Genomic DNA, 14,620 nt, shown 5'->3' on the forward strand with positions numbered 1-14,620 from the left:
CGACATCTCGAAGCGTGGAGAACGGCCGCCTCCGCTGTCCCGTGAAGAACCGCAGGTCAGCAGGACGAGTGACCCGCGAGGTTAAACGCCAAGCTCAGTGAAGGTGCGAGATCGTGTGGGCGTCCCGGGCACAAGCCCGGGACGCCCTGTCACTGCAGCAGCCGCTTCTCCTGTGCCGCAGCGACGGCCTCCGTGCCCCGTCGGACGGGCCGAAGGGCCGCTGACCGTGCCGTCCTGGCGCGGGCCGACAACTCCTCGCCGCCCGCACCGGCCTGAGCGTGGCAGGGGGCCGGGGGGCTCGCGGCGGACGGGCCGCGTACAGGACCGCCCCGCACTGCCCCAGCATGCCAGGCGTGTACGGCGCAGGACCGCACGGCGACCGGCACGTCAGCGACTGGTAAGGAGCCGCGCTCGAGCGACTCCACCTCGTCCGTCGGGCGGTGGTACCTGTGGGTGGCCCTCGGGGAGCAGGCGGTGCGGATGGAGAACTCGCCCCGGGTCGTTGCCCGTCGCTTTTGCGATGCAGGCGGCGTTGTCGGCGCTTCGGTTGTGCCGCGCGTCGTCGAGAACCCGAGAACTCCTCGGTGACGCCGGCGTGATGGACCGCTGCCATGCGCGGGACCTCAAGGGTGCCCCGGATCCGTCCGCCGGCCGTGTCGCCGGGGAATCCGGGAGCAGCTCCACCGTCTGCTCACCGACCCTGCGGCCGCCCGCTCATGACGCCCTGGTGCGACGGGCGGTACCTGTCGTCGGCCCGCGTCTTCCCTCGTGTCGACGCTTCGGCGGCGGGGCGGACGGTGTCTTCCGCGAGGGGTCCGCAACTCGGCCCGGCTCCCGGCTGGTTCGGCCGAGGAGGAGCGGCTCACTGCCCTCGACAACACGGAGCCACCTGAAGGGCGGCCGGTGACTGAGGGACAGATGCGCCGGGGTAGCGGAACGGCCGGCCCGGCCCAGGCGGAGTGGCGCCGAAGACACCGGCTGCGAACTTCGCGCTCAGAAAGTGCCGTTGGCCTCGTTGACACGCCGTAAGCCCACGCGTTTCACTCGACACTCGTGTATGGCAACGTTGTCAGGCCGTTTCCCGGGGCGACCGGCAGCGTTGCCGTCGACGACGTCCCCGTCCTTCGGCACGTCAGCACCTGTGCGAAGCACGAACCGCTGCGGAGGCAACCGATGGTCCGACCCCGACGTTCAGCTGCGCCACGTAACCGCAAGAGACTTCGCCAACGCCTGGCCGTGATCTCCGTCCTGGGCCTCGCGGCACTCCCGCTCCCCGCGATCGGGCACGCCTACGCGACGAGCGCCACGACACCGGCGCTGGTGAAGGACCCCGCGTCCCTCGTCAACCCCCTCATCGGCACCTCCGGAGAGGTGGACACCTTCCCCGGCCCCGACATGCCGGCCGGCATGATGCAGTGGGGTCCCGACACGACGCCCGACCGCCCCTCCGGCGGCGGCTACGAGTACAACGACGGCAAGGTCTCCGGCTTCAGCCTCACCCACGTCTCGGGACCCGGCTGCGGCGTCGCGGGCGACCTGCCCGTCCTGCCGATGACCGGCACGCTGTCGGGCAACCTCGGCAACACGTCCGTCGGCTTCAGCCACGACGACGAGCGGACCGGCATCGGCCACTACGAGCTCACCGACGCGGGCGGGGTCACCACCCGGCTGACCGACACCACCCGCGCCGGCCTCGGCACCTTCACCTTCCCGGCGGGGAAGCAGGCGAACCTGCTGTTCAAGCTCAGCGGCGGAGCCACTCAGGTGGACGGCACCCGCGTCCAGGTGGTGAACAAGAAGGAGATCAGCGGCTCGATCGACAGCGGTCACTTCTGCGGCGCCGGCAACCGCTACACGCTGCACTTCGACATCAAGTTCGACCAGCCGTTCACCACCAGCGGCACCTGGGTCGGCAGCACCATCAACTCCGGTGCGACGTCGCTGAAGGCGGGCAACGCCCGGCAGAACCTGCCTGCGCATCCGTCGAAACGGCTGAAGGAGAAGCACTTCACCGTACCCGCCGCCCCGTCCCCGACCGTGCACGGCAGCGCCGGCAAGTCCTCCGGTACGCCGTCCCCGGCCCCGAGCGCCGCAGCGGCGCCCCGGACGCCGGCCACGGGCAGGAACGCCGCCGGCACGTCCGCCGAGCCCCCCACCACGGGCGCGAACGGCATGTACCTGACATTCGACACCTCCTCCCACCCGACGGTGCGGGCAAAGGTCGGCATCTCCTACACCAGTGACGCCAACGCGGCGGACAACCTCGCCACCGAGATCAAGGACTGGAACTTCGACGCCGTGGAGCAGGCGAACCACAACGCCTGGAACTCGGTGCTGAACAAGATCCGCATCGGCGGCGGGTCCTCGGACCAGCAGGTGCAGTTCTACACCGCGCTCTACCACGCATTGCTGCACCCGAACGTCTTCTCGGACGACAACGGCCAGTACATGGGCATGGACAACCAGATCCACAAGCTGGCCAAGGGCCAGCAGGCCCAGTACGCCAACTACTCGGGCTGGGACACCTACCGCTCCCAGACCCAGCTGATGGCGATGGTCGAGCCCGAGCTCACCAGCGATGTGGTCACCTCGATGCTCAACGGCTACGACCAGACGGGCCTGCTGCCCAAGTGGGCCTCGAACAACGGCGAGAGCTACGTCATGGTCGGCGACCCGGCCGCCGGCATCATCTCCGACGCGTACGCCTTCGGTGCCCGCGACTTCGACACGTCCAAGGCGCTCGCCGCCCTGCAGCACGAGGCCACCGTCCCGAACAACGACCGCCCGGGCGAGTCGGTGCGGGACGCCAAGGGCTACCTCCCGCTGGACGAGAACGATTACGGCTGCTGCAACTTCTACGGACCGGTCTCCACACAACTGGAGTACGACTCCGCCGACTACGCCCTCGCCGCCTTCGCGAAGTCGCTGGGCAAGACGGCCGTCTACCAGAAGTTCGCCACCCGCGCCCAGGACTGGATGAACGTCTTCAACCCGCAGACCGGTTACATGCAGGCGAAGAACAAGGACGGCCAGTTCGCCGGCGGTTTCACCCCGGGCACGTCCAACGGCTTCGTGGAGGGCACGTCGGCCCAGTACACGCCGATGGTCCCGTTCAACCTGCAGCAGCTCATCCAGGCGCGCGGCGGTGACAAGGCGTACTCGTCCTACCTGGACAGCCTGCTGGACGACATCACCGATCCCGGCAACACCGACGCCGACCTGAGCAACGAGCCCAGCGTGGAGATCCCCTGGGAGTACGACTACACGGGCCAGCCGTGGAAGACCCAGGAGGCCGTCCGCGAGGCTCAGCAGAAGCTGTACTTCAACGCTCCGGTCGGCTCGTTCGGCAACGACGACCTCGGCGCGATGAGTTCCTGGTACGTGTGGTCCGAGCTCGGCATGTACCCCGAGACTCCCGGCACGGACACCCTGGCGCTCGGCAGCCCGGTGTTCCCGGTCGCCGAGGTGGTCCTCGCCGGCGGCAAGATGGTGCAGATCAACGCACCGCAGGCGGCACCCGGGGCCCCGTACGTGCAGTCCCTGGACGTCAAGGGCAAGGAGTGGAAGACCTCCTGGCTGACGTACCAGCAGTTCAGGGGGGCGGGCACGGTCGACTTCACGCTCGGCGCCCAGCCCGACAAGTCCTGGGCCTCCGACCCGTCGGCGGTGCCGCCGTCGGACACCACGGGCGGCGACCGCGTCCTGGCCGCGACCGGGCCCTCCAGCGACGGACTGGTGCTCCAGCCGGGCGCGTCCGGTGACGCCACGCTCGACCTCACCAACCTCGGCGGCAAGGACGTCACCGTCGACTGGAAGGCGACGGCGCCCTCCGGTGTCACGCTCGACCCGGCGTCCGGTTCGGTGACGGTGCCCGCTTCGGGCAGCGCCGAGGCGAAGGTCCACGTGACAGCGGGTGCGAGCGAAGGTACGTACCCGGTCACCTTCGCGCTGACGGACCACAGCACCGGGGCGGCGCTGAGCGGGGCGGCCTTCCGCGTGGCCGTGGCCAGGGCCGGAGAACTGTGGCCCTACGACACCAATGAAGGCATCTACCCCGACGGTGCGAAGTTCTCGGGCGGCTTCGACGGCGGCGGCTGGGCGTTCTCGCAGAACGCGCTGTCGGCGGCCGGTGTCACGAGCGGTTCCACCGTCACGGTCGACGGCATCGCCTACACCTGGCCCGAGGTGACGTCCGGTCAGCTCGACAACCTGGAGATGGCCGGCCAGACCATCGCGATGCCGGCCGGCACCTCGGGTGCGTCGCTGGGCCTGCTGGGCACGGCGACCAACGCACCGACCGACGGCAGCGGGGTGTCGGGCACGGTGACCGTCACCTACACCGACGGCACCACCTCGAAGGCGACGGTCGGCTTCTCCGACTGGACGCTCAACGCCGGTTCGAGCAAGCCGCTCCCGGGCGAGACCACGGCCGTCACGACGGCCTACCGGAACACCGGCAGCGGGGGCCGGGACGGCGTGAAGACCTACGTCTTCGCCGCGAAGGTCCCGCTCGACGCGTCCAGGCAGGTGGCGTCGATCACCCTGCCGGTCACGGGCTCGACGGGCAGCGACCACCTGTTCGCCTACGGCTTCGGCCAGTGAGACCCGGCGGACACTGACGGCCGCGGGCCGGTTTCCGGGGCACGCGCCCCGGGAACCGGCCCGGTCCCGTGTACAGGCCCGACTCGAACGGCGCCGAGCGTCACAGGTACCGGGCCAGGAACTGGACGGCGAGGCTGGTGGCGGACACCACCAGCCACAGGCAGCCCCCGAGCAGCAGGGGAGCGGGGCCGGTGCGACGCAGTCGGGTGGGTTCGGTGGACAGGCCGATCGCGGACAGGGCGACGGTGATCAGGAAACCGGCGAGCGTGCTGAGCGGGCCGTGGGCGCCGTACGGGACAAGGCCGGCCGTGTTCACGGCTGCCAGGACGAGGAAGCCGGCGAGGAACCACGGCACCAGCCGGCCCACGCGCACCGGGCCGGCAGGATCCCGCCCTTGACCCGCAGCGCCGGCGTCGGCCGGGGCGGCCGCCGTCCGCGCGCGGCGGCGGGCGAGGGCGGCGAGGCCCAGGCAGATGGGGATGATCAGCAGCGTGCGGGCCAGCTTGACCACCACCGCGCAGTCGGCCGCCGGACCGCCGTACGTGGTGGCGGCGGCGACCACCGACGACATGTCGTTGACCGCGGTGCCGGCGAACAGGCCGAAGGCGTGCTGGCCCATGCCCAGCAGGTGACCGAGGGCGGGGAAGGTCAGCACCGCGGCGACGTTGAAGACGAAGATCGTGGACACGGCGTAGGCCACCTCCGCCTCGGCCGCGCCGATGACCGGCGTGACCGCGGCGATGGCCGAGGCGCCGCAGATCCCGGTCCCCACACCGATCAGTGTGCGCAGGTCGCGGACGACACCCAGGCGGCGTCCGATCCCGTACGCGGCCGCCAGGCAGACCGTGAGGGTCACGATCATCACCGGCAGTGAGCCGACACCGACCCGCAGCACCTGCCCCAGGGACAGTTGCGCGCCCAGCAGCACCACCGCGGCCTGGAGCACTGCGCGCCCGGCGAAGGCGATGCCGGGCCGCAGCCGGCCCCCGGGCCGCACCGCGACCGCCACCAGCACCCCGAGCACGATCCCGCACACCGGCCCGCCCACGACGGGGACCAGCCGGCCCAGCGCGGTCGCGACCAGGGCGACACCGACGGCGAGGGCCAGCCCGGGGAGCCGGGCGGCAGAGCCCTGGAGCCGGGTGGCGAGGCCGGCGGCGGGCCGGACGGTGGCAGGGCGGGGCGGGCAGGTGGTCCCGGTCCGGGAGAGGCTGGCGTCCTTCATGATCACCACTCTGGGCGGCCGGCGGACTGGTCTGTAGCCCTTGATCGAGCAGGAGGTCATAGCCCTGGCGTATGAGCGGGTCATACGCTGGCGCTGTGACAGAGTCCTCCCTGCCGGATCCCCGTGCCCTTCCACTTCCCCTGCGCACGCCCGACCTGGAGTCGCTGCGGCTCCTCGTCCTCGTGGCCGACCTGGGCAGCCTGGGCCGGGCGGCCGAGCGGCTGCGGATCTCCCAGCCCTCCGCGAGCCGCCGGCTGTCCACGCTGGAACGCGGGCTGGGCCTGGTGCTGGTCGACCGGACCCGCCGCGGCTCCCGGCTGACACTGGCCGGGCAGGTCGTCGCCGGGCACGCCCGTCGGGTCCTGGACGAGCTGGACGAGCTGCTCGCGGGGGCGGGCGCACTGCGCGACCGGCGGGAGGCCGAACTGCGCGTCGCGGCGAGCCTGACCATCGCGGAGTACCTGCTCCCGGCGTGGATCAGCGAGCTGCGCGGCCGCAGGCCGGAGCTGTACATCGGGCTTCAGGTGACCAACAGCGAGCACGTGCCCGAGCTGGTCGAGTCGGGCGCGGCCGACATCGGGTTCATCGAGGGGCCGCGCCTGTCCCGGGTGATGTCCACGCGGCAGGTGGCCGAGGACCGGCTCGTCGTCGTCGTCGACCCCGGCCACCCGTGGGCGCGGCGACGGGAGCCGTTGTCGGCGGGGGAGCTTTCCCGTACACCGCTGGTGCTGCGGGAGAGCGGTTCCGGCACACGGCAGACCCTGGACCGCGCCCTGTACCTGGCCGGCTGTGAACGCGTCCGGCCCCTGGTGGAGCTCGGCTCGACGGCCGCCGTGCGCGGTGCGGTGATCGCCGGCACCGGGCCGTCCGTCCTGAGCGAGCTCGCCGTCCGCGGGGACATCGCCGAGGGCCGGCTGATCGGCGTCGACGTCGCGGGCGTAGATCTCACGCGCGACCTGCGCGCGGTGTGGCCGACGGGGCGGCGTCTGGTGGGCCCGGCGGCGGAACTGGTCGCGGTGGCCCGCCGGGCGTTCACCGGCGAGCGGACGCCCCGCGCGTAGGCCCGACGGGACGGCCGCGCCCGCCTCGCCGTGCCCCCCGCGGCGGCGTGCCCGAGTGCTCCGGCCGGCAGCTGGGTACCAGGGCCTGGGACGCCGGCAGGGAGAGCCGGAGTTCGCCGATGGCCACGCATTCCCGCAGTCGCCGTTCGTCGATCCGGTCACGGCCATCGAGCGTGGGCGTGGCGACCGTCAGCGCGGAATCACCCAGTCCGGCACCCACGTCCCGAGGGCGTCGTGGCCGGAGGCCGTGGCGGCGAGGTGGGCGCGCAGGGTGGACAGCGCCGGGTGGGGGTTGTCACGGTGCCAGAGCAGTGAGTGCGGGTAGACGGGCGTCGGGTCGGTGACCGGGATGCGGCGCAGGCCGTGGCCGGAGGGCCAGACGAGTCGGGTGTGCTCGCCCATGAAGGTGGCCAGGGCCGGGGTGTCGGCGACGGTGTCCAGGAGCGCGTCGGAGCCGAAATTGGGGCCGGTCGCCTCGATGGTGAGGCCGAACCCGGCGACGAGGTCGTCGTAGTAGGCGGCCCACTCGGTGCCGGGGACGATGCCGGGCATCCAGATCCGGTGTCCGGCGAGCTGGGCGACGGTCACCGACCGGGCGCCCGCCAGCGCGTGTGCGGGGCCGGTGAGGAGCTGGAGCGGCTCGTCGAGCACCCGGACGGACTCGATGTCATCGGGAAGAGGCCGGCCGGGCATGGCGACGGCACGGAAGGACGCGTCGATCGCGCCGGACCGGATGGCGCTGACGGCGGCCTCGACGTCGAACAACATGACCACGTCGAGCTCGATGTGGGGATGAGCGCGGTGGAAGCCGCGCATGAGACCCGACGGCGCGACGCGCGAAGCGATCACGTCGACGCGCAGCGCACGGCGGCCGGTGCGCACCGACGCGACCGCACGCTCGGCGACGCGCAGCAGCTCGCGCGCGTGGGGCAGGAACGCCTGCCCGTCGATGGTGAGCTCGGCGCCGCGCGCGGTGCGGGTGAACAGCCGCACGCCGAGGCTGCGCTCCAGCGCGGCGATGCGCTTGGAGACGGCCTGCTGGGTGACCGCCAGTTCGGCGGCGGCCTCCTGGAACTGCCGCGCGTCGGCGGCGGCGACGAAGGTCCGAACGGTGTCGAGGTCCATGTCGACACCCTAGGGGCACAACCCCAGGTTGTGGCTGGGCGGCCTGCGGTTGTTTGATCCCCTGGTGGTGAGCCCGCTTTGATGCTTCCGGTCGCGGATCGGTTGTGCGGATGAGTGACGGGAGGGCGTCCGGCATGAGGAGCGGGCACCGGCTGGGACAGCTGCTCGGACATCGGCTGGGACGGCGGTTCGGCTGGCTCTGGGCAGCGTACGGGACCAGCGCACTGGGCACTTGGCTCGCCTTCGGCGCGTTCCCGCTGATCGCCATCCGGGTGCTGCACGCCGGACCGGCCGAGGTTGCCGCGCTCTCCTCCGTAGGGGCCGCGGTGGGTGCGGCCGTCGCGGTGCCGCTCGGCCCGTGGGTGGAGTTCCGCCGCAAGCGGCCCATGCTGGTCGCGATGGACCTGGTGCGGTTCGCGGCGCTGCTCACGATCCCCGCCGCGTACGCGGTCGGCGTGCTCAGCTTCCTTCAGCTCCTGCTGGTCTCGGTCGTCGTCGCGGCGGCCGACATCACCTTCCGCGCCGCCTCCGGCGCGTACCTGAAGACGCTGCTGCCGGCCGGGGACCTGCTCGTCGCCAACGCCCGGTTCGAGTCCACGGCCTGGACGACCACGATCGTCGGACCGCCGCTGGGCGGCGCCGCGATCGGGTTCCTCGGTCCCGTGGCCACGGTGGTGGCCGACGCGGTCAGCTACCTGTTCTCGGCCCTGGGCATCCGCGCGACGGGCGGGCACGAGCCGCGGCCCGAGCGCCCGGAGGCCGCACGCATGCGGGTCCGGGACCTGCTCGACGGCTGGCGGTACGTCCTGGGCGACGCGACACTGCGTCCGCTGCTTTTCAACACCGCTCTGTTCAACGGCCTGGTGATGGCCACCGAGCCTCTGCTCGCCGTGCTGATGCTCGGCCGACTCGGGTTCGCACCGTGGCAGTACGGCCTCGCCTTCGCCGCACCCTCGATCGGCGGGCTGCTCGGCTCGCGGCTGGCCCGACCGCTCGTCACCCGGTTCGGGCAGCACCGGGTCCTGGTCGTGGTCGGGGCGCTGCGCGCGATCTGGTCCGTCGGTCTCGCTCTCCTGGGGCCGGGGACGGGCGGGCTGCTGCTGGTGATGGGTGTCGAGCTGGGACTCATCTGCTGCTGCGGGGTCTTCAACCCCGTCTACGCCACCTACCGCCTCGAGCGCACCGCGACCGACCGGGTCACCCGTACCTTGTCCGCCTGGGCAGTGACGACCAAGGCCTCGACCGCGCTCCTGACGGCCGTCTGGGGCGTGCTCGGCGGCCTGCTCGGTCCGCGTACCGCGATCGGCCTGGCCGGCGTACTCCTGCTGGCGACCCCACTCCTGCTGCCGTGGCGCGCGCCGGCGCAGCTCTCCGAGCCGGAGCCCGCAGCGTCCCGCGCCTGACCGGCGTCACGGCGGACACGGCAGACGCTTCGGTCACTTCGTCACGGCAGTAACGGTCGTCGCCGATCCATGCCACTCCGATGCTTACTCGTGTCATCGGTGGCCGTCGCACCCCACGTATCTTCCGCTTGACGCGTGTAACGTGGTGCCCGGCGGAAGGACCGGTGAGCGGAAGGCAACCATGGCGAGGAGAGCGGCCACGGCCGTCACCAGCGCCGACGTCGCACGGCTGGCGGGCGTCTCGCGGGCCACCGTTTCCTTCGTGCTGAACAACACCCAGGCGCACCGGGTGAGCGAGGCGACCCGCACGAAGGTCCTCGCCGCCGCGGACGCCCTCGGCTATGTGCCGCACGCCGCGGCCCGTTCTCTGCGGGCCGGCCGCACCAGCCTGGTGCTGATCCCGGCCGCGGTGTCCGCCATCGGCCGCCTGGTCAGCGGCTGGATCGACGATCTGCACACGGAGCTCGAGCGGTACGGCTACACGGCCGTACTGCACGCGGGCCGGTTCGCCGACCCGGTCACCGCCGCCCGCGCGTGGGCGGAGCTGCGCCCGGGCGCGGTCCTGGCGCTCGACGGTACGAGCCTCGGCGCGGCCGGTGTGGACGTGCTCCGGCGCGCCGGGGTGCAGGCCGTGATGGCCCTCGCACCGCAGCCGGTCGAAGGCGTGTACACGGTCGTCCTCGACGACCGGCGGGTGGGCGTGCTCGCGACCGAACACCTCGTCGCCCGCGGACGACGGCGCATCGGCGTCGTCATGCCCCGCGAGCGCGGTCTGTCCGCCTTCGCCGAGCCGCGCCTGGCCGGTGCGCGGAGCGTGGCCGCCCGTACGACGGCGGCCGTCACGCCGCTGGAGATCGAGTACACGCAGGCTTCGGCCGCGGAGCTGGCGGGCGGCTGGGCGGAGCGTGCTCTGGACGGTGTCTTCGCCTACAACGACGAGTACGCGGCGCTGCTGCTCGGCGCGCTGCGCGACGCCGGCGTCGACGTTCCGGGTGAGGTCGCCGTCGTCGGCTGCGACGACCTCGTGACGGCGGCCCTGCAGCGCCCCGCGCTCACCACGATCCGGCTGGAGGTGCCCTCGGCCGCCCAGGTCGCCGCGGCGCTGCACGACCTGATCGTGACCGGCACCGCCGCGCCCCTGCCGGCGGTCGAACCGGTCCTCGTGCGCCGCGAGTCCGCCTGACTCCACCTGCTTCGGCGCGTCGGCCGACGGCGGCCCCGAGAGGCCGTGCGGTGCGCGACCGACGGATGCCCGGGGCCGGCGCCGTCTGCCGCCGTGCTTCCGGTCAGGCGGTCAGATGCCTGCGCAGGAAGTCCACGCTGTGCGCGACGATCGCGGGCACCTCCGCCGAGCCGAGGAAGATGTGGTCGGCACCTTCGACGGGCCGCAGCGTGACTTCACCGCCCGCGTCCGACAGCACCCGGGCCAGGGCCTCGCTCTGCTCGTAGGGCACGACCGCGTCCTCGCGGCCGTGGACCAGCAGGAACGGGGGCGCGCCGCCGTCCGCCGCGTAGGTCACGGGACTGGCCCCGCGCGCCCGTTCCCGGCGCTCGGCCTCCGGCCCGCCGAGCAGCGCGTGGACGGGATTCGGGTAGGACCCCTCGCCCGGCGACGAGGGCATGGCGTGGACCAGGAACGGCTCGATGTCGGAGACGCCGTACCAGTCGACGACGGCCCGCACCGCGCTGCTCCCCTCTCGCACGCCCTCCGCACCTTCGAGTCCGGCTCCGTGCGTGTCGGCGCGGACCAGGCCGGTCAGTGCGGCGAGGTGCCCGCCGGCCGACTCGCCCCACGCACCGATCCGGTCGGGGTCGATGCCGAGGGGTGCGGCGTGGTGCCGTACGTACCGGACGGCGGCCTTGACGTCGTGCAGCTGGGCGGGGAACGGCGCCTCGAGGCTGTGCCGGTAGTCGACGCAGACCAGGGCCAGGCCGGCGCCGAGCACGGCTCCGTGCAGCAGCTCCACCGGCACGGTCGGCGGCGGATAGCGTCGGTCACCCTCCAGCCAGCCGCCGCCGTGGATCCACACGACGGCCGGCACGGGGCCTGCGGCGGGCGGTACATGGATGTCCAGCAGGCGGGGCCGGTAGCCCGGCGATGTCGCGTAGGTCAGCCCCTCGAAGCGGCGGACACCGTCGGTGCCGGTCACCGCGGGGGAGGGCGCGTGGAACGGGGGCGGCGGCCAGCCCGTGTCGAGCTGGACGGGTGCTGTCGAGGTCATGGCGGGGCCTTCCGTCGTCGGCCGGGCTGGGGCGCGGACGGCGCGGAACTCGTCGGCGCACCGCGATGTTACACGTGTAACCCATGCCGGGCGAGGTTTCCTGTACCGACGTGCGGGCCGTGTCGGGCCGGGCGGCCCGTCTCGCGCCGCGGGATACACCGTTGCCGGGGCCGTCGGGCACCGGTCACGACGCACGGCGAGGTCATGTGCCCGAGACGGCCAGCTGATCGGCCAGCCGGTGCGCCTGGGTGAGCAGTGCGCCGTACGTGGCGACCTCGTCGGGATCGTCGGTCGTGGAGCGGACCAGATCCCGGCGCAGCGCGTCCAGCGTCTCGCGCAGCCGCGCCACGGCCGTGCCGAGCTCGTCGTCGCACGCGTCGCCGAACCGGCTGTGGCTGTAGAGCCGCAGCGCCTGGGCGGTACGGCGCAGGAACTCCGCGTAGCGGCGGGCGAGTTCGGGGCGTGGCCGGGGCGCCGCACGGTCCTCCGTGGCGGCCTCCAGCACCGTGCGCGTCACACCCGCCGTGTGCACGGCCGCGTAGTCCAGCACCAGGACCGCGTCGTCGTACTCCTTGCCGGGCCGCGGCACGGCACCGGCGCGACGGTGGCGCAGGTTGCCGCGCAGGCTCTCCCTGCTCCACTCGACCGAGGAGCGGGCCTGCTCCACGAGCCGGTGCAGCCGCAGCGCCCGCTCGTGCCAGGCACCGGCCTCCCCGGCGTCCCAGCGTCCCCCGGCCAGCCCCTCCGCCACGGCCCGCAGGACGTCGTGGGCCTCCTCGGTGGCGTCCTTCAGCACGGCCCGGCTGTCCCGCAGGTACAGCGGCGGCCGGACCAGAGCGTTGACCGCTATGCCCACCACGGCGCCGAACAGGGCCTCGACGAGCCTGGCCGTGGAGGTGGTGACTGTCACGCTGCCGTTGGTCAGGACGAAGAGGGCGCCGGTGGCCGCGTAGATGCCCTGGCTCCCCAGGCGTCGCCACTGGCCGAGCAGCATCGCGAGGGGCAGGACGACGGCCATCGCGGCCACCGTGTCGTGCAGCGGCAGAGCGACCGCGGTGGCCACGACGGTGCCGGCCGCGATCGCCGCGAGTTGCTGCAGCCCGTGCGCGATCGACCGGTACACGGTCGACTCCACCAGGACCACCGCGACCCACGGCGCGACGAAGGCCACCGGAGCGTGCAGCCACCAGCCCGCCAACGCCCAGGCCAGCCATGCGGCCAGCGCCGCCTTCAGCGTCTGTACGACCAGGTCCCGCTCCCGGCACGGCCCGGCCCAGGCCCGTGCCGCACCGTGTGCCGCGGCCGTCACGTCACGCCACAGCTCCTGACGGATCGCTCGCATCCGGCGCGCGGCGCGCCGGGAGTCACCGGATTCATTGCTCCCTGTAGTCAGCCCTCGCATGCCGTCCCGGGTCACCAGCCACCCGCGTCCTACGCACCGGTCCCCGCGGATCGGCCCTGGTCACCGCCCGCCGCGGCAGGCATGATGCCGACCGTCGGCCCCGGACGACCACCGCACCGCCCGGGTGGCCGATCGCGGAGGTCGCGGCGTCGGCCGCGGGAACGTGGCCCGGGCAGGCGGTGTACGACGTCCTCCTCGCCCCTGTGTGGCCGACGGGCCCCGCGGTGGCGCGTCGGGCTGCGTGGAGGGGCCGGCCCGGAACCGGTCGGCCGAGGGCGGAAGTGCCTCGGAGGAGGAGATCCGCAGGCTCGTGGCGCCGGCCGCGGCTGAGCGCTGCGCCGACGGCCGCGCCGCCTCGCTGGGACGGGGAGGGCGGCGCCGCGCTCCTTCACACGCCCCGCGGAGGCACGGCACGCAGTGCGCGCAGCACCGCCCAGACCACCGACACCAGCGGCACGGCCACCACGGCACCGATCACCCCCGCGATGATGCTGCCGGCGATCACCGACACGGCGACCACGAGCGGATGCAGCCGTACTGCCCAGCTCATCACCAGCGGATGGAGCACATGGCCCTCCAGTTGGCCGATCACGACGATCAGGGCCAGCACGGCCAGCGCGATGAGCGGGCCCCGCCCGGCCAGCGCGACGATGGTGGCGATGCCGAGCGCGACCGGCGAGCCCACCAACGGCACGAACGCGGCGAAGAACTCCAGCAATGTCAGCGGCAGCGCGAGCGGCACCCGCAGCACGAACAGCGCGACACCGACGAGCACGGCGTTGGTGGCGGCCACGATGATGATGCCGCGCGTGTATCCGGCGAAGGCCCGCCAGGCCGCCCGTCCCGCCCGGTCCCACGCCGGCCGGGCGCCGGCCGGCAGCAATTGGTCACGGATCCACCCCCACAGGTGCTCGCCCGAGTGGATGAAGAACACCGAGGCGAACAGCGCGAGCGCGCACCCGGTGACCACCTCGACCACGCGGCTCAGGCCGCTGACGGCACGGCTGAGCAGACTGGAGCGGTGCGCGGCCAGATAGCGCGTCACCTGGTTCTCCAGCTCGGCCAGCCGCCCGGGACTCAGCCGGAACGGCGGCCGCCGCAGCCACTCCTCGATACGGTGCGCACCGCCCCGGAATTCACCCGCCAGCCTGGTCGACTCGCCGGCCACGGCGTTGCCCACCAGGGCCAGCAGTGCCAGCAGCACCAGGATGCTGCCGACCAGCGCCACCGCGACGCACAGTGGCCGCGGCAGGACCCGGTTGAGCAGGTCCGTCAGCGGGCGCAGCACGGTGGTGACGACCAGTGCGAGGAACAGGGCCACCGCGACGAGCTGGAAGCTGCCGAGGATGCTGAAGACGCCGTAGACGACGATCCCGACGAGGATCAGCCGCCAGGAGTACGCCGCCGCGACCCGCAGCCAGGGCACCGTCCGCTCGGCCGGCGGCCCCGGATCGGTGCGCGGCACGGCGGGGAGCCGTACGGAGTACCCGGGCCGGCTGCCCAGCACCTGCCCCCTGCGGCGCCGGCCGTCTGGTCCTGCCGTCCCCCGACGCGTGTCGCCCACCACCGATCCCGGCTCC

General features: G+C 73.1%; 9 protein-coding genes. 4 read left to right on the forward strand and 5 right to left on the reverse strand.

The features are described from left to right. The first annotated feature begins 1,236 nt into the window (after positions 1-1,236). Positions 1,237-4,602, forward strand: a complete 3,366-nt coding sequence (locus ABZ919_RS36810) for a lectin (RefSeq protein ID WP_361257076.1) — start codon at positions 1,237-1,239, stop codon at positions 4,600-4,602. A gap of 100 nt (positions 4,603-4,702) precedes the next feature. Here the strand turns inward: ABZ919_RS36810 and ABZ919_RS36815 are convergent, their stop codons facing one another. After that, a complete protein-coding gene (locus tag ABZ919_RS36815) occupies positions 4,703-5,827 on the reverse strand; it encodes a putative sulfate exporter family transporter (protein ID WP_361257079.1) in 1,125 nt (374 codons plus the stop codon). 95 nt (positions 5,828-5,922) lie between these two features. Here ABZ919_RS36815 and ABZ919_RS36820 point away from each other — a divergent pair, with 95 nt between their 5' ends. Beyond that, complete coding sequence (locus ABZ919_RS36820; protein ID WP_361257082.1) at positions 5,923-6,888, forward strand: LysR family transcriptional regulator; 966 nt, start codon at positions 5,923-5,925, stop codon at positions 6,886-6,888. Between the two features lie 189 nt (positions 6,889-7,077). Here the strand turns inward: ABZ919_RS36820 and ABZ919_RS36825 are convergent, their stop codons facing one another. Further along, positions 7,078-8,013 (reverse strand): LysR family transcriptional regulator, encoded by a 936-nt coding sequence (locus ABZ919_RS36825; RefSeq protein ID WP_361257085.1) that lies wholly within the window; start codon positions 8,011-8,013, stop codon positions 7,078-7,080. 134 nt (positions 8,014-8,147) lie between these two features. Here ABZ919_RS36825 and ABZ919_RS36830 point away from each other — a divergent pair, with 134 nt between their 5' ends. After that, positions 8,148-9,416: an MFS transporter gene (locus tag ABZ919_RS36830; RefSeq protein WP_361257088.1), complete on the forward strand. Its 1,269-nt coding sequence runs from the start codon at positions 8,148-8,150 to the stop codon at positions 9,414-9,416. A 181-nt stretch (positions 9,417-9,597) separates the two neighbouring features. Next, positions 9,598-10,599, forward strand: a complete 1,002-nt coding sequence (locus ABZ919_RS36835) for a LacI family DNA-binding transcriptional regulator (protein ID WP_361257091.1) — start codon at positions 9,598-9,600, stop codon at positions 10,597-10,599. A 103-nt stretch (positions 10,600-10,702) separates the two neighbouring features. Here the strand turns inward: ABZ919_RS36835 and ABZ919_RS36840 are convergent, their stop codons facing one another. The 3 genes from ABZ919_RS36840 to ABZ919_RS36850 all read right to left on the reverse strand — a co-directional run bounded on the left by ABZ919_RS36840 (position 10,703) and on the right by ABZ919_RS36850 (position 14,607). Continuing rightward, positions 10,703-11,638 (reverse strand): alpha/beta hydrolase, encoded by a 936-nt coding sequence (locus ABZ919_RS36840; RefSeq protein ID WP_361257094.1) that lies wholly within the window; start codon positions 11,636-11,638, stop codon positions 10,703-10,705. Positions 11,639-11,840: 202 nt separating this feature from the next. Next, entirely contained in the window at positions 11,841-12,980 is a 1,140-nt protein-coding gene (locus ABZ919_RS36845) for an aromatic acid exporter family protein (protein WP_361257097.1), read from the reverse strand. A gap of 448 nt (positions 12,981-13,428) precedes the next feature. Next, positions 13,429-14,607 carry an AI-2E family transporter gene (locus tag ABZ919_RS36850; protein ID WP_361257100.1) on the reverse strand — a complete coding sequence of 393 codons (1,179 nt, stop codon included), beginning with the start codon at positions 14,605-14,607 and terminating at the stop codon, positions 13,429-13,431. Positions 14,608-14,620 lie beyond the last annotated feature (13 nt).

The organism is Streptomyces sp. NPDC046759 (assembly GCF_040645475.1).
Classification (GTDB): Bacteria; Actinomycetota; Actinomycetes; order Streptomycetales; family Streptomycetaceae; genus Streptomyces.

Coding starts and splice junctions, on each gene's coding strand:
- ABZ919_RS36815 (WP_361257079.1), bottom strand. CDS start 5,827: ATGAAGGACGCCAGCCTCTCCCGGACCGGGACCACCTGCCCGCCCCGC.
- ABZ919_RS36825 (WP_361257085.1), bottom strand. CDS start 8,013: ATGGACCTCGACACCGTTCGGACCTTCGTCGCCGCCGCCGACGCGCGG.
- ABZ919_RS36830 (WP_361257088.1), top strand. CDS start 8,148: ATGAGGAGCGGGCACCGGCTGGGACAGCTGCTCGGACATCGGCTGGGA.
- ABZ919_RS36835 (WP_361257091.1), top strand. CDS start 9,598: ATGGCGAGGAGAGCGGCCACGGCCGTCACCAGCGCCGACGTCGCACGG.
- ABZ919_RS36840 (WP_361257094.1), bottom strand. CDS start 11,638: ATGACCTCGACAGCACCCGTCCAGCTCGACACGGGCTGGCCGCCGCCC.
- ABZ919_RS36845 (WP_361257097.1), bottom strand. CDS start 12,980: ATGCGAGCGATCCGTCAGGAGCTGTGGCGTGACGTGACGGCCGCGGCA.